Origin of the sequence: Chitinimonas taiwanensis DSM 18899 (assembly GCF_900119825.1) — a bacterium.
Classification (GTDB): Bacteria; Pseudomonadota; Gammaproteobacteria; order Burkholderiales; family Chitinimonadaceae; genus Chitinimonas; species Chitinimonas taiwanensis.
Genome location: NZ_FPKR01000004.1, coordinates 72,177 through 98,256 on the forward strand (window position 1 = coordinate 72,177; position 26,080 = coordinate 98,256).

Annotated in this window: 29 protein-coding genes; 11 read left to right on the plus strand and 18 right to left on the minus strand. The window is 64.5% G+C overall.

Translation table 11 applies throughout. The annotated features are described in order from the left end of the window. Complete coding sequence (gene cobA, locus BT173_RS05800) at positions 1–747, plus strand: uroporphyrinogen-III C-methyltransferase (protein ID WP_072427694.1); 747 nt, start codon at positions 1–3, stop codon at positions 745–747. Positions 748–808: 61 nt separating this feature from the next. On the opposite strand, the gene BT173_RS05805 is transcribed toward cobA, so the two are convergent. After that, positions 809–1,624 (minus strand): DUF429 domain-containing protein, encoded by an 816-nt coding sequence (locus BT173_RS05805; protein WP_072427695.1) that lies wholly within the window; start codon positions 1,622–1,624, stop codon positions 809–811. Between the two features lie 171 nt (positions 1,625–1,795). Here BT173_RS05805 and BT173_RS05810 point away from each other — a divergent pair, with 171 nt between their 5' ends. Continuing rightward, the gene (locus BT173_RS05810) at positions 1,796–2,980 is read left to right on the plus strand and encodes a branched-chain amino acid ABC transporter substrate-binding protein (protein WP_072427696.1); all 1,185 of its coding nucleotides are present in this window, start codon (positions 1,796–1,798) and stop codon (positions 2,978–2,980) included. 47 nt (positions 2,981–3,027) lie between these two features. On the opposite strand, the gene BT173_RS05815 is transcribed toward BT173_RS05810, so the two are convergent. Continuing rightward, complete coding sequence (locus tag BT173_RS05815; RefSeq protein WP_072427697.1) at positions 3,028–4,287, minus strand: EAL and HDOD domain-containing protein; 1,260 nt, start codon at positions 4,285–4,287, stop codon at positions 3,028–3,030. 99 nt (positions 4,288–4,386) lie between these two features. Here BT173_RS05815 and BT173_RS05820 point away from each other — a divergent pair, with 99 nt between their 5' ends. Further along, positions 4,387–5,895: a mechanosensitive ion channel family protein gene (locus BT173_RS05820; protein ID WP_072427909.1), complete on the plus strand. Its 1,509-nt coding sequence runs from the start codon at positions 4,387–4,389 to the stop codon at positions 5,893–5,895. Positions 5,896–5,976: 81 nt separating this feature from the next. Beyond that, entirely contained in the window at positions 5,977–6,210 is a 234-nt protein-coding gene (locus BT173_RS05825) for a DUF2798 domain-containing protein (RefSeq protein ID WP_072427698.1), read from the plus strand. A gap of 45 nt (positions 6,211–6,255) precedes the next feature. Here BT173_RS05825 and BT173_RS05830 read toward each other — a convergent pair whose 3' ends face one another. Further along, on the minus strand, positions 6,256–7,392 hold the full coding sequence (locus BT173_RS05830) for a PilT/PilU family type 4a pilus ATPase (protein ID WP_072427699.1): 1,137 nt from the start codon (positions 7,390–7,392) through the stop codon (positions 6,256–6,258). Between the two features lie 140 nt (positions 7,393–7,532). Continuing rightward, complete coding sequence (locus BT173_RS05835) at positions 7,533–8,573, minus strand: type IV pilus twitching motility protein PilT (protein ID WP_072427700.1); 1,041 nt, start codon at positions 8,571–8,573, stop codon at positions 7,533–7,535. Between the two features lie 65 nt (positions 8,574–8,638). Here BT173_RS05835 and BT173_RS05840 point away from each other — a divergent pair, with 65 nt between their 5' ends. The 4 genes from BT173_RS05840 to BT173_RS05855 all read left to right on the plus strand — a co-directional run bounded on the left by BT173_RS05840 (position 8,639) and on the right by BT173_RS05855 (position 11,434). Then, positions 8,639–9,325 carry a YggS family pyridoxal phosphate-dependent enzyme gene (locus BT173_RS05840; protein ID WP_072427701.1) on the plus strand — a complete coding sequence of 229 codons (687 nt, stop codon included), beginning with the start codon at positions 8,639–8,641 and terminating at the stop codon, positions 9,323–9,325. A gap of 27 nt (positions 9,326–9,352) precedes the next feature. Beyond that, positions 9,353–9,922 (plus strand): hypothetical protein, encoded by a 570-nt coding sequence (locus BT173_RS05845; RefSeq protein ID WP_072427702.1) that lies wholly within the window; start codon positions 9,353–9,355, stop codon positions 9,920–9,922. Beyond that, positions 9,919–10,728 (plus strand): pyrroline-5-carboxylate reductase, encoded by an 810-nt coding sequence (gene proC / locus BT173_RS05850; RefSeq protein WP_072427703.1) that lies wholly within the window; start codon positions 9,919–9,921, stop codon positions 10,726–10,728. Before BT173_RS05845 ends, proC begins: the two co-directional genes overlap by 4 nt. A 115-nt stretch (positions 10,729–10,843) precedes the next feature. Next, positions 10,844–11,434 carry a YggT family protein gene (locus BT173_RS05855; protein ID WP_072427704.1) on the plus strand — a complete coding sequence of 197 codons (591 nt, stop codon included), beginning with the start codon at positions 10,844–10,846 and terminating at the stop codon, positions 11,432–11,434. Here the strand turns inward: BT173_RS05855 and BT173_RS05860 are convergent. Next, complete coding sequence (locus BT173_RS05860; protein WP_072427705.1) at positions 11,431–11,880, minus strand: FxsA family protein; 450 nt, start codon at positions 11,878–11,880, stop codon at positions 11,431–11,433. The genes BT173_RS05855 and BT173_RS05860 overlap by 4 nt on opposite strands. Between BT173_RS05860 and cutA the strand changes: the two genes are divergently transcribed. From cutA to BT173_RS05875, 3 genes are read left to right on the plus strand one after another with little or no spacing between them, the layout of a single operon-like run. Beyond that, on the plus strand, positions 11,873–12,217 hold the full coding sequence (gene cutA, locus BT173_RS05865; RefSeq protein ID WP_373279660.1) for a divalent-cation tolerance protein CutA: 345 nt from the start codon (positions 11,873–11,875) through the stop codon (positions 12,215–12,217). The two genes, BT173_RS05860 and cutA, sit on opposite strands and share 8 nt — an antisense overlap. Then, positions 12,214–14,016 (plus strand): protein-disulfide reductase DsbD, encoded by a 1,803-nt coding sequence (dsbD, locus tag BT173_RS05870; protein WP_072427707.1) that lies wholly within the window; start codon positions 12,214–12,216, stop codon positions 14,014–14,016. Before cutA ends, dsbD begins: the two co-directional genes overlap by 4 nt. Then, entirely contained in the window at positions 14,013–14,558 is a 546-nt protein-coding gene (locus BT173_RS05875) for a TlpA family protein disulfide reductase (protein WP_072427708.1), read from the plus strand. The genes dsbD and BT173_RS05875 overlap by 4 nt, the downstream gene beginning before the upstream one ends. Before the next feature lie 89 nt (positions 14,559–14,647). Here BT173_RS05875 and BT173_RS05880 read toward each other — a convergent pair whose 3' ends face one another. The 13 genes from BT173_RS05880 to BT173_RS05940 all read right to left on the minus strand — a co-directional run bounded on the left by BT173_RS05880 (position 14,648) and on the right by BT173_RS05940 (position 26,080). Continuing rightward, positions 14,648–16,645, minus strand: a complete 1,998-nt coding sequence (locus tag BT173_RS05880) for an acetyl/propionyl/methylcrotonyl-CoA carboxylase subunit alpha (protein WP_072427709.1) — start codon at positions 16,643–16,645, stop codon at positions 14,648–14,650. Further along, entirely contained in the window at positions 16,638–16,766 is a 129-nt protein-coding gene (locus BT173_RS19930; RefSeq protein ID WP_281247346.1) for a hypothetical protein, read from the minus strand. The genes BT173_RS05880 and BT173_RS19930 overlap by 8 nt, the downstream gene beginning before the upstream one ends. Positions 16,767–16,860: 94 nt before the next feature. Then, entirely contained in the window at positions 16,861–17,649 is a 789-nt protein-coding gene (locus tag BT173_RS05885) for an enoyl-CoA hydratase/isomerase family protein (RefSeq protein WP_072427710.1), read from the minus strand. 65 nt (positions 17,650–17,714) lie between these two features. Then, entirely contained in the window at positions 17,715–18,173 is a 459-nt protein-coding gene (locus tag BT173_RS05890; RefSeq protein ID WP_072427711.1) for a YaiI/YqxD family protein, read from the minus strand. A 3-nt stretch (positions 18,174–18,176) separates the two neighbouring features. Then, positions 18,177–19,049 carry a spermidine synthase gene (locus tag BT173_RS05895; protein WP_072427712.1) on the minus strand — a complete coding sequence of 291 codons (873 nt, stop codon included), beginning with the start codon at positions 19,047–19,049 and terminating at the stop codon, positions 18,177–18,179. Next, positions 19,042–19,698, minus strand: a complete 657-nt coding sequence (locus BT173_RS05900; protein ID WP_175545562.1) for a fused MFS/spermidine synthase — start codon at positions 19,696–19,698, stop codon at positions 19,042–19,044. Before BT173_RS05900 ends, BT173_RS05895 begins: the two co-directional genes overlap by 8 nt. 3 nt (positions 19,699–19,701) lie before the next feature. After that, complete coding sequence (locus BT173_RS05905) at positions 19,702–21,309, minus strand: carboxyl transferase domain-containing protein (RefSeq protein WP_072427713.1); 1,608 nt, start codon at positions 21,307–21,309, stop codon at positions 19,702–19,704. 114 nt (positions 21,310–21,423) lie between these two features. Continuing rightward, positions 21,424–21,771 (minus strand): cupin domain-containing protein, encoded by a 348-nt coding sequence (locus tag BT173_RS05910; RefSeq protein WP_072427714.1) that lies wholly within the window; start codon positions 21,769–21,771, stop codon positions 21,424–21,426. 10 nt (positions 21,772–21,781) lie between these two features. Further along, positions 21,782–22,519 carry a GNAT family N-acetyltransferase gene (locus tag BT173_RS19980; RefSeq protein WP_084658242.1) on the minus strand — a complete coding sequence of 246 codons (738 nt, stop codon included), beginning with the start codon at positions 22,517–22,519 and terminating at the stop codon, positions 21,782–21,784. A gap of 28 nt (positions 22,520–22,547) precedes the next feature. Then, positions 22,548–23,057 carry a GNAT family N-acetyltransferase gene (locus tag BT173_RS05925; protein ID WP_072427715.1) on the minus strand — a complete coding sequence of 170 codons (510 nt, stop codon included), beginning with the start codon at positions 23,055–23,057 and terminating at the stop codon, positions 22,548–22,550. Positions 23,058–23,123: 66 nt separating this feature from the next. Then, positions 23,124–24,263 carry an acyl-CoA dehydrogenase family protein gene (locus BT173_RS05930; protein ID WP_072427716.1) on the minus strand — a complete coding sequence of 380 codons (1,140 nt, stop codon included), beginning with the start codon at positions 24,261–24,263 and terminating at the stop codon, positions 23,124–23,126. 71 nt (positions 24,264–24,334) lie between these two features. Beyond that, positions 24,335–24,805, minus strand: a complete 471-nt coding sequence (locus BT173_RS05935) for a MaoC family dehydratase (protein ID WP_139256061.1) — start codon at positions 24,803–24,805, stop codon at positions 24,335–24,337. Between the two features lie 93 nt (positions 24,806–24,898). Continuing rightward, positions 24,899–26,080, minus strand: coding sequence for an acetyl-CoA C-acyltransferase (locus BT173_RS05940; protein WP_072427718.1), 1,182 nt, complete (start codon positions 26,078–26,080; stop codon positions 24,899–24,901).

A 26,080-nucleotide genomic window follows, 5' to 3' on the forward strand; every position in this document is an offset into this window, starting at 1 on the left:
ATGTCGGCCAAGGTCTGGCTGATCGGCGCCGGCCCCGGTGCGGCGGATCTGATCACCGTGCGCGGCATGCGCCTGCTGCAAGAGGCTGACTGCGTGCTGTACGACGCCTTGGTGCAGCCCGAGATGCTGACCTACTGCCCGCAGGCCGAGCTGATCGATGTGGGCAAGCGCTGCGATCTCGCCTCCACCCAGCAGGCCTTTATCAACAAGATGCTGGTGGATGCGGCGCGCAAGCACAGCCGTGTGGTACGCCTGAAGGGCGGCGACCCGCTGCTGTTCGGTCGTGCCCAGGAAGAACTGCGCGCGCTGGATGTGGCCGGCATCGCCTATGAAATCGTGCCCGGCATCACCGCAGCGCTGGCGGCCAGCGCCGATGCTGGTGTATCGCTGACCAGCCGCGGCCTGGCGCGCAATGTGCTGTTTGCCACTGCGCGGGTGGGCCATGGCGAAGACCCGAGTGACTGGGTACGCCCTGTGCTGGCTGCCGATACCAGCGTGCTGTATATGGGCGTCAAGCAGGCGGCCGAAGTGGCGGCGGCTCTGCTGGCCGGCGGCATGCGTGCCGACACGCCCTTGCTGATCGTGGAAAATGCCTCACTGCCCAGCAAGCGCGAGTGGCCGCTGACACTGGCCGAGTTGCCGCAGGCCGCCAGCTGGCAGTTGCAGGGCCCAGCCATTCTCCTGATCGGCGAGGTGTACCGGGCCAAGCTGGCGCTGGCTGCCACGCCGCAGGCCAAGCTGGCCTGAGCAGACCTTTAGTCCCAGACCAAGCCGCATCGTGTGATGCGGCTTTTTTATTGGCGCGGTCTTAGTCCGCCCACGGCGTGCTGACGATCCAACCCTCGAGCGGATCGATCTGTGCGGGCAGGCCGTAATTGGCTTGTGTAGCGGCCCAGCCGGCCTGCATCAAGCAGAGCACGGCATCGAGCTGGTCGGCGCTGCCTTCCGCAATCAGTCGGCTCGCCCAGGCCTCGTCCAGTACCAGACGCAGGCCTAGCGGATGCGCGCCGGCCTGCAGGGCCGCGACGATCTGTGCACGGCGGGCCTCGCGCTCGGCGGTCTGCTTGGCTTTTTCATCGCTCTTATAGCTGGCGTTGCCCACCACGCTGCGTGCCAGCAGGGCGGGGTAGCCTTCCAGCGCGACGCGCTGGGGGTCACCTGTGCTCAGGCCGGGCAGACTGATGCCGGCGGCGAGCAGGCGCGGCGCCCCTTCCAGCAACATAAAGGCCACGGGCGGATTCACCCATTTCATCGAGGGGCTGGAGCGCGCGATCAGGTCGCAGCGGCGGTGGGCGAATTTGTTGCCCGCCGGGCGCGGCGCGCAAAAGGCCTTGAACTGCGCGACCAGTTGCGCGCGCGTCTGGCTGTGCAGCCGCTGGATAAGCGCCGGCCAAGCTTGCGGCCAGCCAAGGCTCTCGACCAGCTCGCGCGGCAGACCGAAGGGAAAATCGCAGGCGGCCAGCCAGGGGCCGGGCTGCCGCAGCTGTTGCTCGAATGCTGCAAAGCTGTCCAGGCGCAGCACCTGTTCAAGCACGATCGTGTCGCCGTGGCGCCAGCCCAGCGCGACCGTTATCGGCTTGCGTGGGCTGGGCCGGCTGGTGAAATCAATACCGAATAGCTGCATGGTGGGGCGATGAGCGGTCAGCGCAGTTAAGGGAATTCCCCAGTCTGAGCCGCGGAGCGCGCGACTACAATCTCGCCGAGTGCGGCCGTGTACAGGGCCGCCCTGCCGGTTGGCTGCGCGACTTACCCGTTGGCGTGGGCGCGGCAACCGGTACCCACCCAAAAGATGAGGATGACCGTGAAAAAGACCCATGTATTTGCCCTGACGGCAGCTGCCGCCCTGGTTCTGGCCGCCTGCGGCAAGAAGGAAGACGCCCCGGCCGCTGAAGCCGCCGCCCCGGCAGGTGCCGAGCTGCAGGTGGTGAAGCTTGGCTTCGCTGCGCCGCTGACCGGCCCGCAGGCCCACTATGGTAAGGGCTACCAGAATGGCGTACTGATGGCGATTGAAGACGAGAACGCCCTCAATCCGGAAATCGGCGGCAAGAAGGTGAAGTTCGAGCTGCTGGCCGAAGATGACCAGGCTGACCCCAAGGCCGGCGCCCAGGTTGCACAGAAGCTGGTCGACAGCGGCGTGGCCGGTGTGATCGGCCACTTCAACTCGGGCACCTCGATCCCGGCCTCCAAGGTGTATTCGGATGCCGGCATCCCGCAGATCGCCATGGCTACCGCGCCGGCCTACACCCAGCAAGGCTTCAAGACCACTTTCCGCTCGCTGACCAATGACACCCAGCAAGGTGGCGTGGTGGGCAAGTACGCGGTGGAAAAGCTCGGCGCCAAGAAGATCGCCATCATTGATGACCGCACCGCCTACGGCCAAGGCCTGGCCGATGAGTTCGAGAAGGCCGCCAAGGCCGCCGGTGGCGAGATCGTCAAGCGCGAGTTCACCAATGACAAGGCGACCGACTTCGCCAGCATCCTGACCGCCATCAAGGGCAGCAACCCGGACATCATCTTCTACGGCGGCGCCGATGCGCAGTCCGGCCCGATGGCCATCCAGCTCAAGCGCCTTGGGCTGAAGGCCCCGCTGGTATCGGGTGAGATGACCCGTACCGACAACTTCGTGCAGCTGGCCGGCAAGGATGCCGAGGGCAGCATTGCCTCGCTGGCCGGTGTGCCGATGGAACAGATGCCGGGTGGCAAGGACTTCGAAACCCGCTACAAGGCCAAATACCAGGAGATGGAGATCTACACCCCTTACGGTTATGACTCCACCCGTCAGCTGATCAATGCCATGAAGAAGGCCAACTCGGTCGATCCCAAGGTGTATCTGCCGGTGCTGGCCAAGGAAAGCTATGCCGGCGTGACCTCCTCGGCCATCGCCTTCGATGAGAAGGGTGACCTCAAGGATGGTGGCATCACTATCTACAAGGTGGTGGATGGCAAGTGGACCGTACTGGAAACCGTGGGCGGCAAGTAAGCGCCTGGGTGCGGAACAGAAGAAACGGCGCCTTGGGCGCCGTTTTTTTATGTGATCTCCGCATCGCCTGCGGACTCGCGCCCAAGCTGACTGGCCCAGTGCAGCGCCTGCACCTGCATATGGTTGAGGGCATCGGCGCTCAGCCCGCCCAGCGCGGCCAGGTGGGCATCGATATCGGCCGCACTGCCGGTTTCCAGCGCTTCCACCACGCTGAGCAACCGCCCCAGCCAGCCGCTACGCTCGAGCAGCGCCTGTTGCAGCGGCGCTTCCAGGTTCAGCGCCTGCAGCACGGTAGGCATGGGGTGTCCGAACAGCGCGTCGACCAGGCTGAGCATGCCCACCATGAAAGCCTGATCGGCCAGTTGCAGCTGGCCGGGGCGCAGTGCTTCCGCCAGCAGTTCCATCAGGTGGCCGCGCACCGCCGCGGTCTGCACCAGCGGGTCACTGGCCATGCGCCCGCCCGATTGCTGGGCAAACACCATGATCTGCAACCAGCGGTGCAGCTGGGCGCGGCCGAGCAAATTGATGCCGGTGCGCACGCTGGCAATCTTGCGCGGCAGGCCAAAGGCGACCGAGTTCACCAGGCGCAGCAGCTGCACGGTCAGATCGGGCGCATGCTTGAGCGTGTCCTCCAGCTCGTCGATCTCGGCATCGGCCGCCACCTGGCCGAGCAGCTTGAGCAGTAGCATGGCTGAGGGTTGCACCGGCTTGCCGCTCAGGATGGTCGGGCGGGCAAAGTAATAGCCCTGGAACAGATCGCAGCCGAGCTGATGACAAAAGTCGTGCTGGGCCGGTGAGTCGACCTTCTCGGCCAGGATCTTCACCCCGCAGGGCTTGAGTGCCTTCACCAGCGCAGCGGTCTGCTCGGGCGGCATGGCCAGCACATCGAGTTTCACCACTTCCAATAGCGGCAGGATGGCCTGCTGGGCCGGCGTGAAACCGATCACGTCGTCGAGGGCCAGCCGGTAACCGGTCGCCTTCAGCGCGCGGCAGCGTTCGATGACGGCCGGGGTGAGCGCCACCGTCTCGAGGATTTCCAGCACCACGCGCTCGCGCGGCAGCACCTCGATCACCTCGCTCATCAATAACGGTTCGGACAGATTGATGAAACCGAGCTTGTCCTCCAGCACCGCCTGCAGACCCAGACCGGTGAAAGCGTGCTGCATGACCGCCGCGCTGGCTGCCACATCGTCGGTGACGGCGGCAGCATTGTGCTGGCTGGTGCGGAACAGCAGCTCGTAGGCAAACAGCTCACGCTGGCGGCCGACGATGGCTTGGCGACCGAGGAAGAATTGCGGCGTGCTCATAGCGGCATCGAGGATGGGCGGTGCTCTTATCCTAGCCCATGCCAAGCTGGCTGCCGGCCTGGCGCATGGCTTATGCTGCAAGCGGAGACCGATTGCCTTATGCCCTTACTCGAACAGCTTGCCCGCCACGAATGGCCTTATCTGCTCGGCGTGTGCGCCATGCTGCTGGCGGCCCTGTATCGCTTTCGCCCCAGCGAGCGGCGCACCGTGCTGCTCACCTTGCTCTTCCTGCTACTTGGTCTTGCTGGGCTTGGCGTAGCCAGCCTGGCAGCCAGCTTGGGCATGACGCAGGGGGCGAGCGTGCTCAAGGAGCTTTTCACCATCCTGCTGGGCCTGGTGGTGATCCGCCTGTTCGGCCTCGCTCTGTTCCGTTTGCTGCTGGTCAGCCTGCGGGTGGAGCCACCGCGTATCTTGGAAGACGTGCTGGTCATCCTCGCCTATCTGGCCTGGGGCCTGGTGCGCCTGCGTTATGCGGGTCTGGACCTGAGCCAGCTGGTTACTACCTCGGCCGTGATCACCGCGGTGATCGCCTTTTCGATGCAGGACACGCTGGGCAATATCCTGTCCGGTGTGGCGCTGCAGCTCGATGATTCGCTCGAACTTGGCCAGTGGGTGGTGCTGCCCGATGTGTCCGGCAAGGTGCTGCAGGTGGGCTGGCGCTCCACCTTACTGGAGACGCGCAATGGTGAAACCGTGGTGGTGCCGAATGCCTGGCTGATGAAGAACAGCTTTCGCGTGCTGGGCAAGCGCTTCAATGGTCATGGTCTGTTGTGGCGGCGCTGGGTCTGGTTCGATCTGGGCTGGGAGCTGCCACCGGCCAAGGTGATCGCCATCCTGCAGGATGCGGTGCGCGACGGGCATATCGATGGCGTTGCGAGTGAGCCGCCGCCGCAGGCGGTGCTGATGGAGGCGCATGACGGCTTGGCGCGCTATGCGCTGCGCTACTGGCTCAGTGATTTTGCCGCCGATGATCCGACCGATTCCCAGGTGCGCGCGCATGTGATCACCGCCCTGGTGCGTTATGGCATCGCACTGGCCAGCCCCAGCCACAATGTGCTGATGACCAAGGACAATGACAAGACCGCCGCGCAGCGCCAGTTCAGCGATGTGCAGCGCCGTCTGGCTGCGCTGGAGGGCGTGGCCCTGTTTGCCGATTTCACTGCCGAGGAGCGTCGTCATCTGGCCGAGCAGCTGAGCTTCGCCCCCTTCGAGCAGGGCGACATCATCAGCCGCCAGGGGGCGGTGGCGCACTGGCTGTATATCCTGACCACTGGCGAGGTAGATATCTGGCGCGATTACGCCACACCCCAGGCACAGCGGCTTAGCCGTCTGAAGGCGGGTGGTTTTTTCGGCGAGATGGGTCTGATGACTGGCGCGCCGCGTTCGGCCACCGTGGTGGCGGCCAGCTATGTCGAATGTTATCGGCTCGACCGGGCCGGCTTCGAGGCGATCCTGACCGCGCGCCCGGCCCTGGCCGATGCGCTGTCGCACATCCTGGCCGAGCGCCTGCACGACAACCATCTGCATGCGCAGGTGCTGCCCGATACCCCGAGCCCGCCGCGCGAGGCGGAGCTGCTCGAGCGTATCCGGCGCTTCTTTGGCCTGTGAGGCGTTTATATTGTCCGCGCGCCACCGGGCCGCGGGCATCGGTCTGCTAGATTGCGCATCCCCCACCGCCCGAGGCTCCGTATGAAACTTGATCGCTTCCAGCTGGTGTTCGCCCTGCTGATGTCGGCCATGATGGCTTTTCTGATGGCCGGGGTGCTGACCCTGGTAAATACCGGCCTGGATATCGGCTTTCCCTGGCGCTGGCTGCGCGGCTTCCTGGTGGCTTGGCCGATTGCCTTTCCGCTGGTGCTGGTCCTGGCGCCTGTGGCAAGCAAGCTCGCGATCAAACTGGTTGGCCTGCCCAAGCCCCAATAAGAAACAGGCCACCTCGCGGTGGCCTGTTTCTTATGGTGTCGCACCTCAGACGATGTCGAGGTGGTCGAGCCCGGCCAGCGCATCGCGGCCCTTGGATTCCTTCGACTGCAGCTTGATCTTCAGGCGCAGGTCATTGACCGAATCGGCATTGCGCAGCGCGTCCTCGTAGCTGATCTTGCCGTCTTCATACAGGTCGAACAGCGCCTGGTCGAAGGTCTGCATGCCCAGCTCACGGCTCTTGGCCATGATTTCCTTGATCTCGTGTACATCGCCCTTGAAGATCAGATCGGAGATCAGCGGGCTGTTCAGCATCACTTCCACGGCGGCGGCGCGGCCCTTGCCGGTGCGCATCGGTACCAAGCGCTGCGAGATGAATGCCTTCAGGTTCAGCGACAAGTCCATCAGCAGCTGGGCGCGGCGCTCTTCGGGGAAGAAGTTGATGATGCGGTCGAGTGCCTGGTTGGCCGAGTTGGCGTGCAGGGTGGCCATGCACAGGTGGCCGGTTTCGGCGAAGGCCACCGCGTAATCCATGGTTTCGCGGTCGCGGATTTCCCCGATCAGGATCACATCGGGCGCCTGGCGCAGTGTGTTCTTCAGCGCGTTATGCCAGCTATCGGTATCCACGCCGATTTCGCGCTGGGTCACGATGCAGTTCTTGTGCTCGTGCACATACTCGACCGGGTCTTCAATGGTGATGATGTGGCCGTAGCTGTTCTCGTTGCGAAAGCCAATCATCGCCGCCAGCGAGGTCGACTTACCCGAGCCGGTGCCGCCCACGAAGATCACCAGACCACGCTTGGCCAGCGCCACATCCTTCAGCACTGGCGGCAGGCCCAGTTCGTCGAACTTGGGGATCTCGGTAGTGATGGTACGCAGCACCAGGCCGATACGGCCTTGCTGCTGGAAGGCATTGCAGCGGAAACGACCAATGCCACCTGGACTGATGGCGAAGTTGCACTCCTTGGTTGCTTCGAATTCCTCGGTCTGGCGGTCATTCATCACCGCACGCGCCAGTTCCTTGGTGTGCTGGGTGCTCAGCGCCTGGCTCGATACCGGCGTGAGCTTGCCGTCGATCTTCATGGCGGGTGGGAAGTCGGCGGTGATAAACAAGTCCGAGGCATTCTTGGCGCGCATCAGGCGCAGCAAGTCGTGCATGAACTTGGTGGCTTGTTCTTTTTCCATGGTCTTGCTCCTGATGAAGCTTGCCGCGGCATCGGTGCCGCGGCCTCCAGCTCATCGCCCGCTGGCTGCGGGCGCTATTTCAATGCGGTGATGTTTACCGGGCCAAAGCCGCCTGGCGCTATCACGCCCGCTGAACACGCTTACTTGAAGTTGTCCGGGTTCATCGCCTTGCCGCGCGCTTCCTGATTGGTGATCAGATTGCGGCGGACCAGATCGGTTAGGCACTGATCCAGCGTTTGCATGCCGTACTGCTGACCGGTCTGAATGGTCGAATACATCTGGGCAATCTTGTTTTCGCGGATCAGGTTACGGATGGCCGGGATACCCAGCATGATCTCGTGCGCGGCCACGCGGCCACCACCGTCCTTGGTCTTCAAGAGGGTTTGTGAGATCACCGCGCGCAGCGATTCGGACAGCATCGAACGCACCATTTCCTTTTCGGCGGCCGGGAACACGTCGACGATACGGTCGATGGTCTTGGCGGCGGACGAGGTGTGCAGCGTGCCGAATACCAAGTGACCGGTTTCCGCGGCGGACAGTGCGAGGCGAATGGTTTCCAGGTCACGCATTTCGCCTACCAGGATCACGTCTGGGTCTTCCCGCAGCGCGGCGCGTAGCGAGTTGGCGAAGCTCAGTGTGTGCGGGCCCACTTCACGCTGGTTGACCAGGCATTTCTTTGATTCGTGCACGAATTCGATCGGGTCCTCGACGGTCAGGATATGGCCGTAATCGTTTTCGTTGATGTAGTTGATCATCGCCGCCAGCGTGGTCGACTTGCCCGAGCCGGTCGGGCCGGTCACCAGCACAATGCCGCGCGGGGTCTCGGCGATTTCCTTGAACACCTTCGGTGCATTCAGCTCTTCTAGGGTCAGCACCTTGGACGGAATGGTCCGGAACACTGCACCGGCGCCACGGTTCTGCACGAAGGCATTGACCCGGAAACGGGCCAGATTGGGAATCTCGAACGAGAAGTCGCACTCCAGCGTTTCTTCATAGGTCTTGCGCTGGCCGTCGTTCATGATGTCGTACACCATATCGTGTACGTCTTTGTGCTCCATGGGCGGCAGATTGATGCGGCGCACATCGCCATGCACCCGGATCATGGGCGGCAGACCGGCCGACAGGTGCAAGTCTGAGGCCTTGTTCTTGACCGAGAAGGCGAGGAGTTCGGAGATTTCCATTTATAATTCCCTGTTCAAAGCCGCAGCCAGATTGGGTTTGCCGCGTTATTCCGTGAGCATTATGGATGTCTGAAATCGAGAAAGCTAGACAGGCCGTCCTGGCCCGCATTGCGGCGGCCTCGCTGGCGGCTGGCCGTGCGGCGGATGCCTGCCAGCTGCTGGCTGTCAGCAAGACCTTTCCCGCCGATGCGGTACGCCGCTGCTATGCCGGCGGCCAGCGCGCGTTTGGCGAGAACTATGTGCAGGAGCTGGTCGAGAAGGTGGCCGCCCTGCGCGATCTGGCTGATATCGAATGGCACTTCATCGGCCCCCTGCAAAGCAATAAGACCCGCTTGGTGGCTGAGCATGCGCACTGGATGCACAGCATTGAGCGCCTGAAGATTGCCGAGCGTCTGTCGGAACAACGTCCGGCCAATCTGCCGCCGCTGCAGGTCTGTGTGCAGGTCAATGTCTCGGGCGAGGCCAGCAAGTCCGGCTGCGCACCCGAAGACGCGATCGCGCTGGCCGAGGCGGTCGCCGCCCTGCCCAGGCTGCGCCTGCGCGGCCTGATGTGCATTCCCGAACCGACCGAGGACCAGGCCCAGCTGGCCAGCCAGTTTGCCAAGCTGCGTAGCCTGCAGGCTGAACTCGCGCAGCGCGGCCTGGTGCTGGATACGCTCTCGATGGGCATGTCGGCCGATCTGGAAACCGCCATTGCCGAGGGCGCCACGCTGGTACGCGTCGGTACCGCCCTGTTTGGCGCGCGACACTGAATCAACTCCCCTATTTGAAAGTCTGCTGTGAATCCTCCCCAAGCCAAAGCCAGTCTTGCTGAACTTGCCCGCTGCGTGCGCGTGCAGGAAGGCGAGCAGCAGGATCGACTGGAACTGGCTTCTGCCTGGGCCCGCCAGCCGCAAGATGCGTCCGGGCGTACGGTGGGGCTGATTGCTGCCGGACTGTCCGGCCTGCTGATCATGCTGCTGCTATTGCAGGCCGCCATGGCACGCACCATGCCCACCCTGGTGCTGGCCTTGCTGGCCCTGAGTGCGGCGCTGTTCTTCTGCTGGCATTTCCGTGGCTGGTTCTGGCGTACCGAGGTGGATGTGGATGCGGTACGTGTGCGCCTGGCCATGCTGGGCTGGGGTGTACCCCGTCCGGTTGAACTGCCGATTGCCGATATCGAGGCGCTGGCCTACCGGATGGAGCAGGGTCGCCTCGCGGTGCTCAGCCTGCGCCATCGCGGCGGCGAGCTGCCGATTCCCTTCAGTGGCCAGCGCGAGCTGGACAAGCTGTACTGCAATATCCTGCTTCATCTTCTACAAAAACGGCGCCCGGAGATCAGCTTCGCGGCAGCAAGCGAGACAACATGAAAATCCTCTTTATCGGCGGCGGCAATATGGCCACCGCCATGCTGGGCGGCCTGTTGCAACAGGGCTTTGCCGGTAGCGATCTGTATGTGGTGGAGCCGAGTGCCGACAAGCGCCAGCAGCTGCAGGCTGAGTTCGGTGTGCAGGTACTGGCTGAGGATGCCGCCCTGCCGCCCACCGAGGTGGTGGTGCTGGCAGTCAAGCCGCAGCAGCTGCCCGCGGTGGCGCAGGCGCGCGCCGCCGAGCTGGCCGGCCGCCTGGTGATCAGCATCGCGGCAGGTATCCGCATGGCCGACCTCGACCGCTGGCTTGGGCATGCCGCCCGCTTGGTGCGCGTGATGCCAAACACGCCGGCCCTGGTGCGCGCCGGCATCAGCGGCGCCTGGCTCGGCCCGCATGCCACGGCGGCCGATCGCGTCAGCGCCGAGCGCATTCTGTCCTCGACCGGTGCGCTGGTCTGGGTGGAGGACGAGGCCAAGCTCGATGCGATCACCGCCATCTCGGGCTCCGGCCCCGCCTATGTGTTCTATTTCATGGAATCGCTGACCGAAGCGGCCAGCCAGCTCGGTTTCGACGCCGCCACGGCGCGCCAGCTTGCCTATGCGACCTTCGACGGCGCCATCAAGCTGGCCCTGGCCAGCAGCGATTCGGCCGCCACGCTGCGCGAAAAGGTGACGTCCAAGGGCGGCACCACCGAGGCCGCCTTGCGCGTGCTGGGCGAGCAGGGCGTGCAGGCTGCCATGGTGCTGGCCGCGCAGGCAGCGGAGAGCCGCGCGGCCGAGCTGGCCGATGAGCTGGGCCGGCAGTGAAATAGGCTGAACCTAAGCCCCGTGTGCTGGGTCCTAGGCGCGGGGCGAAAACTGCGGGTTGCCCCGCCTTCCTAATTTAATCTGGCGGCCATTCGCCAACTACGCTGGATACGCCATGTTCTCTGAAGCACTCAGTTTCCTGGTCCGCAATATCGCCAGCTTCTTTATCCTGATGGTGCTGCTGCGCTTCTACCTGCAGCTGGCCCGCGCACCGTTCGGTCATCCCCTCGCGCAGTTCACCGTCAAGCTGACCAATTTTGCCGTGCTGCCCCTGCGTCGCATGGTCGGCAGCCTGGGCGGTTACGACACCGCCACCGTGCTGTTGGCTTGGTTCTGCGCGCTATTGATGCATCTGCTGCTCTTGCTGCTGCTGCCGCTGCCGATCAACTGGCTGGCGCCCGATACCGCGTTTGGCCTCTTTATGCTGGCCGTGCTGGAACTGCTGCGTCTATCGCTTTACCTGGTGTTCGGCGCGGTGCTGGTGCAGGCCATCCTCAGCTGGGTCAATCCCTACAATCCCTTGGCACCGATCCTGGATGCGTTGAGCCGGCCTTTCCTGAAGCCGATCCGCCGTCTGCTGCCGCCGGTGGGCGGCTTTGATCTGAGCCCGCTGGTGCTGCTGCTACTACTGCAGATGCTGCTGATGTTCGTGCTGGCACCCATCGAGCAGCGCCTGCTTCACTACATCCTGCTGGCCAGCAGCTAGGCGCCGCGGCGCGGCTCGTGCGGTAAAGGCGCGACCGGCTCTTCCACCCGGCTGTACTCACCTTCGTACACGCCATCCTGCGGCGCACTGGCACTGCGCTGCTCGAAGCGTACCGTCTTGCCGCCCGGCCAGGGCAGGATCAGCACCAGGCCGATGACATCGCTGATCGGGCCGGGGAAGATGAATAGCAGCGCGGCCAACAGGCTGCGCGCCACCCAGAACAGGCGCCCCATCGGCACTTCGCCGGCGCGCAGGCTGTCCACCAGTGCCCAGGCCGTGGCAAAGCGCCAGCTTTTCAGGATGCCGATGCCGATAAATGCGCTGGCGAACAGCCAGAAAGCCAGCCACCAGCCGATCTGGCCGGCTAGCCAGATCGAGGCAAACAACTCGAGCAGTGGCAAGGCCAGCAAGGAGAGGCCCAGAAAGGGCAGAAGTCGTATGAACATGCTTGAACCTGATTCCGTATTGCTTGTACTGTGCAACGCGCCCGATACGGCGTTTGCCGAAAGCCTGGCGCGCACGCTGCTGGAACGACGCCTGGCGGCCTGTGTCAATCTATTACCTGTGGCCCGCTCGCTCTACCAGTGGCAGGGCCAGATCGAAACCGCTGACGAGATCCCGATGCTGATCAAGACTACCGCCGCGCAGTATGCGGCACTGCAAGCCGCCATCCAGGGGCTGCACCCCTATGCCGTACCCGAGATCATCGCCCTGCCCGTGGTGGCGGGGTTACCGGCCTATCTGGACTGGGTGGCGGCGGAAACCGGGAGCGCCGCGGCATGAATCGTTTCGTCTCGTTTGCGCTGGCAGGGTTCCTGGCCCTGCCGGTTTTTGCGGCCAACCAGGATGAATTGCTGCCACCCGAGCAGGCTTTCAAGCCCTCGCTCAGCAAAACCGGCGAAAAAACCGCCGAACTGAGGTTTGAGATTGCCGATGGCTACTACCTGTACCGCGAGCAACTCAAATTCAGCCTGCTGCCGAATGGCGATGTGCAAGCCACCTTGCCGGCCGGCAAGAAGAAGCATGACGAGTATTTCGGTGAGGTGGAAACCTATCGCACTCAGCTGGCGGTGCCGCTGAGCAGCAGCCAGCCCTGGGCGCCGAATGCCAAGCTCAAACTGGTGTCGCAAGGCTGTGCCGATGCCGGTGTGTGCTACCCACCGCAGACAGTGGAGCTGCCGCTGAATGCTAGCCCGAGCGCCAGCAGCTCGGCGGTTGCCAGCCTGTTCGCGGGCGATGCCAGCGGCGCCAGCCCGGTGGCAAATGCGCCGGCCCTGCCCAGTAATGCGACTGCCCAAGGGCCGTTTGCCGGCCTGAGCGGCTGGGCGCTACTGCTGACCTTCTACCTGGTTGGCCTCGGCATGGCGGCCACGGTATGCATGTATCCGCTGATTCCCATCATCTCCTCGCTGATCGTCGGCCAGGGGCAGCAGGTGGGCAAGGCGCGTGGTTTCGTGCTGGCCATGGCCTATGTACAGGGTATTGCCGTCGTCTATGCCGTCGTGGGCGGCGTGGCCGCGCTGACTGGTTCCTTCCTGGTGGCCGCCTTGCAGAATCTGTGGGTGATCGGCGCGATGGCCTTGGTCTTCGTGCTGTTGGCGCTGTCCATGTTCGGCCTGTTCAGCCTGCAGCTGCCCAGTGCCTTGCAGACCAAGGTCAATGAGGCCTCCAATCGGTTGGGTGGCGGCAAGCTGGTGTCAGTCTTCCTGATGGGCGCGCTTTCCTCGCTGATCGTTGGTGCCTGCATGGGCCCGCCGCTGGCTGCTGGTCTCGGTGTGGTCGGCGCGCGCGCCGATCTGGCCTTTGGCGTACTGGCCTTCTATCTGATGGCGCTGGGCGTTGGTACGCCGCTGTTGCTGGTCGGTGTGCTCGGTGGCCATGTGCTGCCCAAGGCCGGGCCGTGGATGACGGCGGTGAAGAACGTGTTCGGCACCGTGCTGCTGGCGGTGGCGCTCTGGATTGCCCGTCCGGTCCTGCCAGAGTGGGCGTATATGTTCGGCTGGGCGGCCTTGGCGCTGGGCGCTGGTGTCGGTCTGTCGGCTTTCGATTCACTTTCCCCGCATGCCAAGCCCGCCAAGCGTTTGGCCAAGGCGCTGGGCGTTCTGCTGGCGCTGATCGGCGTGGCCCAGTTGGCCGGCCTGCTGGCCGGCGCGCGCGATCCGCTGCAGCCGCTCAAGCCGTTTGCCGGTGGTGTTGCACAGGCGGCCGAGCGCCAGCTGGCCTTCCAGCCGGTTAACAGCGTGGCCGAGTTGGATGCCGCCATCGCCGCTGCCGCCGGCAAGCCGGTGTTGCTCGATTTCTATGCCGACTGGTGTGTGAGCTGCCACGAGATGGAGCGCTACACCTTCACCGACCCGGTCGTGCAGGCCGCGTTGCAAGGCATGCTGCTGCTGAAAGCCGATGTGACCGATAACACTGCCGACCATCAAGCCCTGCTCAAGCGCTTTGGCCTGTTCGGCCCGCCCGGCACGATCTTCTTCGGTGCCCAGGGCCAGGAAGTCGGCCAGCGCCTGATCGGCTTTGAAGACGCGCGTGCCTTCGTTCAACGCATTCAATCCCTACCGGTGACCAAGCCCGCATGAAGAAACCTGTTCTCTACCTGACTGTTGCCGTGCTGGCCCTGGCCGCCGGCGCTGGTGCCGCCTGGTGGCGCTATAGCCAGATGGTCGAGCCGCTACCACCCGTGCAGGCGCAAGCCCCGCAGCCCGCGCTATGGCAGGCCAGCTTCAATGATCTGCAAGGCAAGTCGCAGGCGCTCGCGCAGTGGCGTGGCAAGCCACTGGTGCTGAACTTCTGGGCCACCTGGTGCGCGCCCTGCCGCGAGGAAATGCCCGAATTCATGGCCACCCAGCAAGCCCTGGGTAAACAGGTGCGCTTCGTCGGCCTGGCCATCGACAACCCGGCCGATGTGCAGAAATACGTGCAGGAACTCGGCATCGCCTACCCGATTCTGGTTGGCGAGCAGTCGGCCATGGAGTTGATGCGCGCCGAAGGAAATCGCGTCGGCGCGCTGCCCTTCACCCTCGTTTACGACGCACAGGGCAATAAGGTCGCCGCTCACGCCGGCAGGCTTGACCAGGCCAGGCTGGATGCGCTGCTCAAGCCGCTGCTGAGCAAGCCCTAAGTATTCGGGTCAACACAAACAAAAGGCCGCGGCGCTGACTGCCCCGCGGCCTTTTGCTGTGTGCGCCCAGTGCTTTGCCCTGCTGCAAGCTATTCGGCTGCGATCTCCAGTAGGGCTGCACCTTCCTTGACCTGCTCACCTTTTTGGAAGAACACCGCCTGCACCACGCCTGCGTGCGGGGCGAGGATGGTGTGCTCCATCTTCATCGCTTCCAGAATCATCAGCGGCGTGCCTTTTTCCACCTGCTCGCCGGCCTGCACATGCACGACGACCACGGTGCCGGGCATGGGGGCGCTTAGGCCGCCACCGCTTTCGGCCGCTTGCAGGCCTACCAGCAGCGGGTTGAAGGGTTCGAGTTCGGTATTGCTGCCTGCGCGTACCACGGTGAGCTTGCCGGCCTGGCGTACTACGGTGGCCTGCAGGCGGCGGCCGTCCAGATTGGCTTGCAGACGCTGGCCGTGCAGCTGGCCGCTGGCTTCGAGCTTGTCGGCGCCGATTTCCAGCAGATAGCCGGCATCGCGGTAGTGGGCGATCACCGCGTATTCCTGTTCGCCGTGGCGGAAGTGCAGCGCATGGCGGTTGTCCTGGTTCAGGCGCCAGCCATCGGCTTCCCACCAGGGCGAGGCTGCATCGCTGCTGTGCTGGCGGCGCGCCAGATTGGCGGCTTCCACCTGGGCCAGTTCGGCCAAGGCGGCCAAGGCCAGGGTGTCGCTGTCCACGGCCGGCGTGGGCGGGATCAGCTGGGCGTGGTGACGGGCGATAAAGCCGGTGTCCAGCTCACAGGCGGCGAAGGCTGGGTGGCTGGCCAGCTGGCTCAGAAAGGCCAGATTGGTGGGCAGGCCGACCACTTCGTAATCGGCCAGGGCATGGTTGAGCCGGTCCAGCGCGCGCTCACGGCTCTCGTCCCAGACGATGAGCTTGGCGATCATCGGGTCGTAGAAGGGTGAGATCTCGTCGCCGCTTTCCACGCCGGTATCCACACGCACATGGTTGGACGCGGTGGGCTGGCTCAGATGGGCCAGCCGGCCGATCTGCGGCAGGAAGTCGCGTGCCGGGTCTTCCGCATACACGCGCGCTTCGAAGGCGTGACCGTGGATGCGCAACTCGTGCTGCCTAAGCGGCAGCGGCTCGCCCGAGGCTACGCGCAGCTGCCATTCGACCAGATCCTGGCCGGTGATCATCTCGGTGACCGGATGCTCGACCTGCAGGCGGGTATTCATTTCCATGAAATAGAACGCGCCCGTCAGCGTGTCGAAGATGAACTCCACCGTGCCAGCCCCCACATAGCCGATGGCCTTGGCGGCATTGACCGCCGCATTGCCCATCTCGGCACGCAGCGCGTCCGTCATGCCGGGGGCGGGTGCCTCTTCCAACACCTTCTGGTGGCGGCGCTGCACCGAGCAGTCGCGCTCGAACAGATAGACCGCCTCGCCCTGGGTGTCGGCAAAGACCTGGATCTCGATATGGCGCGGCTTGGTCAGGTATTTCTCGATCAGCACCTTGTCATCGCCAAAGCTGGCGCGCGCTTCGCGCTGGGCCGAGGCGAGCTGGGCGGCGAAGTCGGCGCTGTGCTCGACGATCTTCATGCCCTTGCCGCCGCCACCCGCGCTGGCCTTGATCAGCACCGGGTAGCCCATGCGGTCGGCCTCCTGCTGCAGGAAGGCCGCATCCTGATTGTCGCCGTGATAGCCGGGCACCAAGGGCACGGCGGCGCCCTCCATCAGGGTCTTGGCCGCCGATTTGGAGCCCATGGCGGCAATTGCGCTGGCTGGTGGGCCGATGAACACCACGCCGGCCGCGGCGCAGGCCTCGGCAAACTCCTCGTTCTCGCTCAGAAAGCCATAGCCGGGGTGGATGGCCTCGGCGCCGGTCTGGCGGGCAATGGCCAGGATCGCCTCGCTGCGCAGATAGGATTCGCGCGGCGCGGGCGGCCCGAGACGGAAGGCCTCGTCGGCCAGCTTCACATGGCGCGCCTGGGCATCGGCATCCGAATACACGGCCACGGTCTTGATGCCCAGCTTGCGGGCGGTGGCAATGACACGGCAGGCGATCTCACCGCGGTTGGCGATCAATATCTTCTTAAACATGTGCGCACTCCGCGGTGATATCGCCACCTTGGCGTGCCGCCAACAGGCGATTCGGCTGCGCCGCTGCGCTGCCTGGCGGCAGCTGGTCACCGCGCTTGGCGATGAGGATAGTCTTGAACATACGAAGGTCGTTTTCAGCGTTGGGTTCTGCAAAAACAGGGTGAGCCGTGCGGTGGCTTGTGGCTGCCGCACGGCAGGAGGGGCGCGGTCAGCGACTAATGCTTGACCCAGTTGGGCGGGCGCTTTTCCAGGAAGGCGGTCAGCCCTTCCTGGCCTTCGGCGCTCACGCGCTGGGCGGCGATGCGTTGTGCGCACAAGCCGGTCAGCTCGCTGCAGATCGGCTTATCGGCCACCTCGGCCACCAGGCGCTTGGCAGCGGCCATCGAGAGCGGGCCGTTGTTCAGGAGCTGGGTGGCCCAGCTGGTGGCCAGTACCGCCACCTCGTCCTGCGGGGCCAGCTCATGCACGAGGCCGATCTTCTGCGCGATGGCCGAGCTGAAGCGCTCGCCTGACAGGAAGTAGCGGCGTGCCTGGCCGGCGCCGATCTTGCGGATCACATAGGGCGAGATGACGGCCGGGATCAGGCCGAGCTTGACCTCGGTGAGTGAAAACTGCGCCTCGGGCGCGGCGAACACCATATCGCAGCAGGCCACCAGGCCCACGCCGCCGCCATAGGCAGGGCCTTGCACGGCGGCCACGGTGGGCATATTCAGCGTATCGAGCGTATGCATGAGCTTGGCCAGCTTCTGCGCGTCGGCCAGGTTTTCAGCCTCGCCATAGCTGGCCATGCGCTTCATCCAACCGAGGTCGGCACCGGCCGAGAAACTCTTGCCCGCGCCGGTCAGCAGCAGCACGCGCGCTTGCGGGTTGGCGGCCAGTTGCTCAAGCACCTCGGTCATCTCCACGATCAGCTCGTCGTCGAAGGCATTGTGGCGCTCGGGGCGATTCAGGGTCAGGGTGGCGATGCCGGTATTGCTGATCTTGATGTCTAGCGATTTGCTCATGATCTGTCTCCTGCTGATGGGGTGGGCCGCATACCTGCGCGTTCTGTGCGCGCCTGATTGAAGAACTAGCTGCTGGCGCGCGGCTGCGCCTGCAGAAATTTGTCCAGCTGGCGGGCGAAGGCCTGCCGGTCGGCCTGGCTGAAGGCAGGTGGCCCGCCGGTGTCCACGCCGCTATCGCGCAACTGGGTCATGAAATCGCGCAGCTGCAGGCGCTCGGCGATGTTTTCCGGGCTGTAGAACTCGCCGCGCGGATTCAGCGCCCGTGCACCCTTGGCCACCACCTCGGCGGCCAGCGGCAGGTCGGCGGTAATCACCAGGTCTCCTGCTTCGACGCGCAAAACAATCTCTTTATCCGCCACATCGAAACCGCTGGGCACCTGCAGGCTGCGGATATGGGCCGAGGGCGGCACGCGGATCAGCTGATTGGCGACCAGGGTGGTCAGCACCTGCCAGCGCTCGGCAGCGCGGAACAGGATTTCCTTGATCACGCCTGGACAGGCGTCGGCATCGACCCAGACTTTCATCGCCTACATCGCATTCAGGAGATTGGATGGCGCGTACTGGTCGGTCAGCACCCGGGTGCTGGCCGGCCAATCGCGCGCGCTGAGCTTGAACAGCGGCAGCAGCCAATCCTGGCTGACGCCGTAATAGGGCAGGGCTTTTTCCAGCCGCGCGGCATTGGCTTCCAGCTCGCCGCGCGCGGGCAGGCCGCCCTGGCGCAGCAGAATTACCCGGCTGCGCGTCTGCAGATTGTAGAAATCGCCGAACACCGCCGCATAGGTGGCCGACTCGTGCTGGTAGAGCTTGCTGGACGAGAAGGTATTGGCGGCCAGCACGCCACGCGGCGCGAGGATGCCGCGTACCTCGAGCAGGAATTCACGCGTGAGCAGATGCTCGGGAATGTAGTCGTGGTCGAAGGCGTCCAGCATCACCAGCTCGTATTTGCGCCCCTGCTTGAGCTGGCGTTTGACGAAGACCCGTCCGTCTTCCTCGGCCACCGTCATGGCAGCATCGGGCTGGAAGCCGAAGAAGCGGCTGGCGATGCGGGTAACGGCCGGGTCGATTTCCACCGTGTCGATGCGCGCTTGCGGGTAGAGCTTGCGCAAGGTCATCGGTAGCGTGCCGCCACCGAGGCCTACCACCAGGATGTCGCGCGGCTGGGGCTGCAGATACAGCGCACCCAGCATCATGCGCGTGTAGTCGAACACCAGCTGATCGGGCTGGGTCAGGCGCAGGCAGGTCTGCCGGCTGCTGGCGACACGGCCGAAGCGCATGCAGCGCTCGCCGTTTTCCTCCAGCACCGTGATATTGCGGTACAGCGATTTCTCGGTATGCAGCACGCGCGCTTCAGCGCTCAGACCGAGCAGTGCCAGCAGCGAGGCGGTGGCGGTTCTAAGCATCGACGACCTCGTCGAAGGGCAGGGCCAGCGCACCTAGGAGCAGCGAGGTGGCGATCAGCCCGGCATAGATCTGGTTCACTTCGAACCACAGCACTAGGTAAAAGGAAGTCATCAGCGTGCCGGCCGCACTGCCGAAGGTGGACACGAAGTAGAGCGAACCGGCCGATTTGCCGCTAGCCGACAGCTGGCGTACCAGGAGGCGGATCGCATACGGCGACACCATGCCCGAGATGACGGTGGGCACGAAGAACAGCGCGGTGGATGCGAGTAGCGTGCCATAGCGCGGATCGCTGACCCGCTCGAACAGGAAGTCGAGCATTGCATCGCCGAACAGCAGTACCGGCAGCGTGCTCAAGCCGGCAGCAGCCAGGATCAGGCCCAGCTTACGCAGACTGGGCGCGCGCAGGCTGAGCTGACCACCGAGCAGATAGCCGAGCGACAGGGCCAGCATGAACACGGTGATGATGCCACCCCACACATAGATGCTGCTGCCAAAACTGGGCGCCATCAGCCGACCGCTCAGCAATTCCACCGCCATCACATAAAAGCCCGACCAGCCGGCAATGCCGAACACCAGCGCAGTGCGTAGCCAGCGCAGGCGTGGTACGGCAGCCAAGGGGCGATACAGGCGCTGCGGTTCGCTGTGCATGGCTTACATCCGGAACACGCCGAAGCGTGTTTCCTCAATCGGTTTGTTCAGGCTGGCCGAGATGGCCAGACCCAGCACGCGGCGGCTGTCGCGCGGGTCGATGATGCCGTCGTCCCACAGCCGGCTGGTGGCGTAATAGGGGTGGCTCTGTGCCTCGAACTGTTCGCGCAGCGGCTGCTTGATCGCCTCGCGCTCCTGCTCGCTGAGCACCTGGCCCTTCTTGGCCAGTGCTTCCTCGCGCACCTGGGCCAGCACACCGGCCGCCTGCTCGCCGCCCATCACGCCGATGCGCGCATTCGGCCACATGAACAGGAAGTTCGGGCTGTAGGCGCGCCCGCACATGCCGTAGTTACCGGCGCCGAAGCTGCCGCCGACGATCAGGGTGAACTTGGGCACCTTGCTGGTGGCCACGGCGGTCACCATCTTGGCGCCGTGCTTGGCAATGCCCTCGGCCTCGTACTTCTTGCCGACCATGAAGCCGGTGATGTTCTGCAGGAAGACCAGCGGAATGCCACGCTGGCTGCACAGCTCGATGAAGTGGGCGCCTTTCTGGGCGCTTTCGCTGAACAGCACGCCGTTATTGGCCACGATGCCGACCGGGTAGCCATAAATATGCGCAAAGCCGGTGACCAGCGTGCTGCCATAGCTTTCCTTGAATTCGTCGAATTGCGAGCCGTCTACGATGCGCGCGATGACCTGGCGGATATCGAAGGGTTTTTTCAGGTCGGCGCCGACGATGCCGTACAGCTCCTCGGCCGGGTAGAGCGGCGCGGCCACCGGCTTGACGGCCAGCTGCTGCGGCTTTTGCCAGTTGATATTCGCCACGATGCGGCGCACCTGATCGAGCGCATGCGCATCATTGTGTGCGTAGTAGTCGGCCACGCCGCTGATCTTGGCATGCACATCGGCGCCGCCGAGCTCCTCGGCCGTTACCACCTCGCCGGTGGCGGCCTTCACCAGCGGCGGGCCGGCCAGGAAGATGGTGGCCTGGTTCTTCACCATGATGCTGTAGTCGGACATGGCGGGCACATAGGCGCCGCCGGCCGTGCAACTGCCCATCACTGCGGCGATCTGCGGCACACCCTGGGCGCTCAGATTGGCCTGGTTGTAGAAGATGCGCCCGAAGTGGTCGCGGTCGGGAAACACCTCGTCCTGATTGGGTAGGTTGGCGCCGCCCGAATCGACCAGGGCGATGCAGGGCAGGCGGTTCTGCAGCGCGATTTCCTGCGCGCGCAGATGCTTCTTCACCGTGGTTGGATAGTAGGTGCCGCCCTTCACCGTGGCATCGTTGGCGATGATCATGCATTCCACGCCCGACACCCGGCCGATGCCGGCAATCAGGCCCGCGCTGGGCACCTGGTCATCGTACTGACCATGTGCGGCCAGCTGGCCGATCTCCAGAAAGGGTGAGCCGACATCGAGCAGTTGGGCCACCCGGTCGCGCGGCAGTAGCTTGCCGCGCGCGGTATGGCGCTGGCGCGCCACCTCGCCGCCGCCCTGTTCAACCGCAGCGGCCTTGCTGCGCAGATCATCCACTAACGCCTGCATGGCGCGCTGGTTGGCCAGGAATTGCTCGGACTTGGGATTGATGGTGTTGGGGAGCGTATTCATCGTCTCGGGCTACACGGTGCGCCGGGTAGGGCGCGGCTGGAGGGGCGGGGCGCCGTCTGCCGGTAAGCAGGCGGCGCGGCGGTGTTACGAGCCATTCAGGATTTGGCGCGGCGCTTAGACCGACTGGCGAATCTCGATGGTGGGGGCCGACTCGGCTGGCGCGAAGACCACCAGCACATCGATATCGCTGTGCACGGCACTGAAGCGCGGTGCCACGCCCTTGGGTACATGCACGATGCTGCCGGCGCTCACTTCGATCTGGTCGTCGCCCACGCGCATGCTGGCCGCGCCGCGCACCACATAGAACAGCACGTCTTCGGCGTGCACGCCCTGGGTATCGGTACGGCCGGCTGCCAGGTGGTAGACGCCCACGCTCATATCGCGGCTACGCAGGAATTCGTAATAGGGCGCGCTATGGGTTTGGCCGTCTTGCAGCAGGGTGTCGAGGTGGAAGGTTTGCATGCGGTGCTCTTTACAGTTGTTTGGTCAGGATGGCGTTGCTGTCGTTGTGTTCGGTCTCGACATAGCCTTCGCGCAGGTAAAGCCGGCGCGCATCGATATTGTCGTGGAATACGCGCAGCGAGACGCGCGCATAGCCTTGGGCGCGCGCCATGTTTTCGAATTGTCGCAGTGCTTGCTTGCCCAGGCCTTTGCGTCGGTGCGCGGCTTCGATCTGCACATCCGAGACATGCAGCGCGCCATCGCGCTCGCGCCAGCGCAACAGGCCGACGCGCTGGCCGGCGTGGTAGAGCAGGTGGTTCTGGAACTGTGGCCATTCGCGTGCCAGCGTGGCGCGGTCCCAGCTGGGGGGCAGCTTCAGGTTCAGCTGGGTCTGCGCGTAGACATAGTCCTGGTCGGCTTCCTGGGCCGGAATGAACTGCAGCTGTGGCACGCGGAAGCCATAGGCGCGCTCGACCTTGGCCACGCGGGTCTCGTAGGCCATATACCAGTCGGCGCGGCCCTGTTCGCGAGTTAACGTGTGTTCGGCATGGTTGCGCCAGGCCGCAATGGCAGCCTCGCTTTCCCAGTAGGACACGGTAATGCCGAGACCATCCTGGCCGCGCACCGATTCGACCCCGAGAAAGCCGGCCTGCTCGGCGGCCAGCTCCATCATGCGCACGGCCGCATCGGCATAACCGACCTCATAGGGCGTGCGCTGGGAAGTGAAGATCACGGCGTAGTAGGGGGGCTTGGGCGTGTTGGCAAACATGATCGGATCCATCGGCTCAGGTCAGGGGTTACAGCAGGGCGGTGTCGAATACCATCAACACCTCTTCCACCTCGGGGTTGCCGGGCATCAGGCGCTTGTGTTCCTCGCGCACGAAGCCCAGGTTCTCATAGAAGGATAGGGCTGGGGCATTGCTTTCCACCACCCAGGCATTGATGCGCTCGACGCCCTGTTCGGCCAGCCAGCGGTTGGCGGTGTCGACCAGGCGTGCGCCGGCACCACCGCGCCGGAAAGCCGGGTCGACCCACATATTGCAGATATAAGCATGGTCGCGCCGGCCGCCTTCCAGATAGGCGCCGGCCATGCCCACCGGCTTGCTATTGCGGTAGAGCACAAAGGTGGCGGAATCCTGGCTAGTCGCATAGTGCTGCACATGCTCGGCCCAGTAGCGGTTCGGGCGGGCGGCAATTTCCTCATAGCGGCGCCCGAACGCCTCGGGGGCGTCCTCCAGGCCCTGCAGGCGCAAGGTGCGCAGTACATCGGCTTGGTCGGGCTGTATGCGTTGGATTTGTTCTTGCATCGATCACTCTTCAACTTGGCTAGGTGGCGATGAGGGGGCCTGGCACCTTAGCCGGCGAAGCTGGCCTCAGACCTCGTCACCGATGGCGCGGCCGATCACCAGGCGCTGGATATCGCTGGTGCCTTCGTAAATCTGGCAGACCCTGACATCGCGGTAGATGCGTTCTACCGGGAAGTCGTTCAAGTAACCATAGCCGCCATGAATCTGGATCGCATCGGAGCACACGCGTTCGGCCATCTCGCTGGCGAACAGCTTGGCCATGCTGGCCTCCTTCAGGCAAGGCAGGCCGGCATCCTTGAGCGCGGCCGCGTGCCAGATCAGCTGACGGGCGGCCTCCAGCTGTGTGGCCATATCGGCCAGACGAAAGTTCACCGCCTGGTGTTCGAAGATCGGCTTGCCGAAGGTGATCCGCTCCTTGCTGTAGCGCAGCGCGCACTCATAGGCCGAGCGCGCCATACCCAGCGCCTGGGCCGCGATGCCGATGCGGCCCGATTCGAGCGAAGCCAGCGCGACCTTATAGCCCTCGCCCTCGCGCCCCAGCAGATTGGCCGCCGGCACGCGGCAGTTTTCCAGCACGATGGCGCAGGTATCTGAGGCGGCCTGGCCGAGCTTTCTTTCCACCCGGCTGACCTGGTAGCCCGGGGTATCGGTTGGCACGATAAAGGCGCTCAGTCCCTTTTTACCGGCCGCTGGGTCGGTGACGGCGATCACGATGGCCAGCCGGCTATTCTTGCCATTGGTAATGAACTGCTTGGCGCCGTTCAGCACGAAAAAGTCGCCATCGCGCGTGGCGCGGGTCTTGATGGCCGCCGCTTCCGAGCCGACCTGTGGCTCAGTCAGGCAGAAGCTGGCCAGCCATTCACCACTGGCCAGCTTGCGCAGATAGGCGGCTTTCTGCGCCTCGCTGCCGAAGGCCAGGATGGGACCGCAGCCTACCGAGTTATGTACCGAGATCACGGTGGAGAACGCGCCATCGCCGGCCGCCAGCTCCTCGATGGCAATCGCCGAGGCCAGGTAGTCAAGCCCGGCACCGTCCCACTCGGTGGGTACGGTCATGCCCAACAGGCCAAGCTCGGCCGCCAGGCTCAGCTCATCGAGCGGGAAGGCATGGGTCTCGTCGCGCAGGCCGGCGGTGGGCCACAGCTTTTCGCGCGCAAACTCGCGCACGCTGTCGCGGATCATCTGGTGTTCTTCGCTGAGGATCATGGCTGTTCTCTTGTCAGGTATGGGGCGTAAGCCGTGCGTGGCGCGGTCAGGTCGTCGCAATAGCGCTGCGGCTATCCATGACTCGGGCCTTGGCCCTCGCCGCGAACAGCTACCCAGATGGCGTTCTCCAGGCTCATCACCAGCTCGCCGCGCTGATTGAAGGTACGCCAGGCCAGCTGTACTACGCCGAAGCCAGGCTTGGAGCGCGATTGCTTGCGGCTCATCACATCGAATTCGGTGCTGAGCACATCACCGGGCTGCACGGGCTGGTGCCACATCAGCTTGTCGATCTGCAGGCCAACCAGGCCATTGGCGATGCCGGCCAGCTCGCTGTCGGCCAGCATGCGCATGCTGTAGGCGGCGGTTTGCCAACCGCTGATCACCAGGCTGCCAAACACGCTGGCGGCACCGGCGGCTTCCTTAAGGTGGAAAGGTTGCGGATCGTATTGGCGCGCAAACTCGCTGGCTTGCGTTGGGTCCACCGTGATCGGGCCGGCCTTGAATACCCGGCCGGGTTTGAGGTCTTCGAAATAGAGCGCCATAAGGTCCATGCTGCGTGTGCTGAGGCGGGCGCCAGCCGTGCCGCGTAGTGGAGGGGGCAAGCCCCGCCCGGCTAGCGCCTACCGTTGTGGGTTTCAGATCAGTTCGATGGCCAGCGCGGTGGCTTCGCCGCCGCCTATGCACAGGCTGGCCACGCCACGCGTCTTGCCGTGGGTTTTCAGCGCATAGATCAGCGTGGCGACGATGCGCGCGCCGCTGGCGCCGATCGGGTGGCCGAGCGCGGTGGCGCCGCCATGCACATTCACCTTCTCGGCCGGCAGCTTGAGCTCCGTCATGGCGGCCATGGTCACCACGGCAAATGCTTCATTGATCTCATACAGATCGACCGAGTCGGCGCTCCAGCCGGTCTTGGCGAACAGCTTCTGCATGGCGCCGACCGGAGCGGTGGTGAACCAGCCCGGCTCCTGCGCATGGCTGGCGTGGCCGACGATGCGCGCCAGCGGCTGTAGGCCGCGCGCCTTGGCATCGGCCTCGCGCATCAGCACCAGTGCGGCGGCGCCATCGGAAATCGAGCTGGCATTGGCGGCGGTTACCGTGCCGTCCTTGCGGAAGGCCGGCTTGAGGCCGGGGATCTTCTCCGGCAGCGCCTTGCCCGGCTGCTCGTCGGTATCGATCAGCACATCGCCCTTGCGGCCGGCCACGGTCACTGCGGCGATCTCGGCCTTGAACTTACCGTCGGCAATCGCCGCCTGGGCGCGCGACAGCGAGCGCAGCGCGAACTCATCCTGGGCTTCGCGCGTGAACGCGTACTTGTCGGCGCAGGCTTCGGCGAATACGCCCATCAGCTTGCCCTTGTCGTAAGCGTCCTCCAGACCGTCGAGGAACATATGGTCCTTCAGCTCGCCATGGCCGAGCCGGTAGCCGGCGCGCGCCTTGGTCATCAGATAGGGCGCATTGCTCATGCTTTCCATGCCGCCTGCCACCATCACGCTGTTATTGCCGGCGCGCAACATATCGTGGGCCAGCATGATGGCCTTCATGCCGCTGCCGCACATCTTGTTGATGGTGGTGCAATTGGCGCCCAGGGCCAGACCAGCACCCAGCGCAGCCTGGCGTGCCGGGGCCTGGCCTTGGCCGGCCGGCAGCACATTGCCCATGATCACTTCCTCGACCGCGTCGGCCGGGATGCCGGCGCGCTCGATGGCGGCCTTGATTGCCACCGCGCCCAGCTGGCTGGCGCTCAGGCTGGCGAAGTCGCCCATCAGGCCGGCCATGGGGGTACGGGCGGCGGAAACGATAACGATGGATTCGGACAT

Coding starts and splice junctions, on each gene's coding strand:
- cobA (WP_072427694.1), top strand. CDS start 1: ATGTCGGCCAAGGTCTGGCTGATCGGCGCCGGCCCCGGTGCGGCGGAT.
- BT173_RS05805 (WP_072427695.1), bottom strand. CDS start 1,624: ATGCAGCTATTCGGTATTGATTTCACCAGCCGGCCCAGCCCACGCAAG.
- BT173_RS05810 (WP_072427696.1), top strand. CDS start 1,796: ATGACCGTGAAAAAGACCCATGTATTTGCCCTGACGGCAGCTGCCGCC.
- BT173_RS05815 (WP_072427697.1), bottom strand. CDS start 4,287: ATGAGCACGCCGCAATTCTTCCTCGGTCGCCAAGCCATCGTCGGCCGC.
- BT173_RS05820 (WP_072427909.1), top strand. CDS start 4,387: ATGCCCTTACTCGAACAGCTTGCCCGCCACGAATGGCCTTATCTGCTC.
- BT173_RS05825 (WP_072427698.1), top strand. CDS start 5,977: ATGAAACTTGATCGCTTCCAGCTGGTGTTCGCCCTGCTGATGTCGGCC.
- BT173_RS05830 (WP_072427699.1), bottom strand. CDS start 7,392: ATGGAAAAAGAACAAGCCACCAAGTTCATGCACGACTTGCTGCGCCTG.
- BT173_RS05835 (WP_072427700.1), bottom strand. CDS start 8,573: ATGGAAATCTCCGAACTCCTCGCCTTCTCGGTCAAGAACAAGGCCTCA.
- BT173_RS05840 (WP_072427701.1), top strand. CDS start 8,639: ATGTCTGAAATCGAGAAAGCTAGACAGGCCGTCCTGGCCCGCATTGCG.
- proC (WP_072427703.1), top strand. CDS start 9,919: ATGAAAATCCTCTTTATCGGCGGCGGCAATATGGCCACCGCCATGCTG.
- BT173_RS05855 (WP_072427704.1), top strand. CDS start 10,844: ATGTTCTCTGAAGCACTCAGTTTCCTGGTCCGCAATATCGCCAGCTTC.
- cutA (WP_373279660.1), top strand. CDS start 11,873: ATGAACATGCTTGAACCTGATTCCGTATTGCTTGTACTGTGCAACGCG.
- BT173_RS05860 (WP_072427705.1), bottom strand. CDS start 11,880: ATGTTCATACGACTTCTGCCCTTTCTGGGCCTCTCCTTGCTGGCCTTG.
- dsbD (WP_072427707.1), top strand. CDS start 12,214: ATGAATCGTTTCGTCTCGTTTGCGCTGGCAGGGTTCCTGGCCCTGCCG.
- BT173_RS05875 (WP_072427708.1), top strand. CDS start 14,013: ATGAAGAAACCTGTTCTCTACCTGACTGTTGCCGTGCTGGCCCTGGCC.
- BT173_RS05880 (WP_072427709.1), bottom strand. CDS start 16,645: ATGTTTAAGAAGATATTGATCGCCAACCGCGGTGAGATCGCCTGCCGT.
- BT173_RS19930 (WP_281247346.1), bottom strand. CDS start 16,766: ATGTTCAAGACTATCCTCATCGCCAAGCGCGGTGACCAGCTGCCGCCA.
- BT173_RS05885 (WP_072427710.1), bottom strand. CDS start 17,649: ATGAGCAAATCGCTAGACATCAAGATCAGCAATACCGGCATCGCCACC.
- BT173_RS05890 (WP_072427711.1), bottom strand. CDS start 18,173: ATGAAAGTCTGGGTCGATGCCGACGCCTGTCCAGGCGTGATCAAGGAA.
- BT173_RS05895 (WP_072427712.1), bottom strand. CDS start 19,049: ATGCTTAGAACCGCCACCGCCTCGCTGCTGGCACTGCTCGGTCTGAGC.
- BT173_RS05900 (WP_175545562.1), bottom strand. CDS start 19,698: ATGCACAGCGAACCGCAGCGCCTGTATCGCCCCTTGGCTGCCGTACCA.
- BT173_RS05905 (WP_072427713.1), bottom strand. CDS start 21,309: ATGAATACGCTCCCCAACACCATCAATCCCAAGTCCGAGCAATTCCTG.
- BT173_RS05910 (WP_072427714.1), bottom strand. CDS start 21,771: ATGCAAACCTTCCACCTCGACACCCTGCTGCAAGACGGCCAAACCCAT.
- BT173_RS19980 (WP_084658242.1), bottom strand. CDS start 22,519: ATGTTTGCCAACACGCCCAAGCCCCCCTACTACGCCGTGATCTTCACT.
- BT173_RS05925 (WP_072427715.1), bottom strand. CDS start 23,057: ATGCAAGAACAAATCCAACGCATACAGCCCGACCAAGCCGATGTACTG.
- BT173_RS05930 (WP_072427716.1), bottom strand. CDS start 24,263: ATGATCCTCAGCGAAGAACACCAGATGATCCGCGACAGCGTGCGCGAG.
- BT173_RS05935 (WP_139256061.1), bottom strand. CDS start 24,805: ATGGCGCTCTATTTCGAAGACCTCAAACCCGGCCGGGTATTCAAGGCC.
- BT173_RS05940 (WP_072427718.1), bottom strand. CDS start 26,080: ATGTCCGAATCCATCGTTATCGTTTCCGCCGCCCGTACCCCCATGGCC.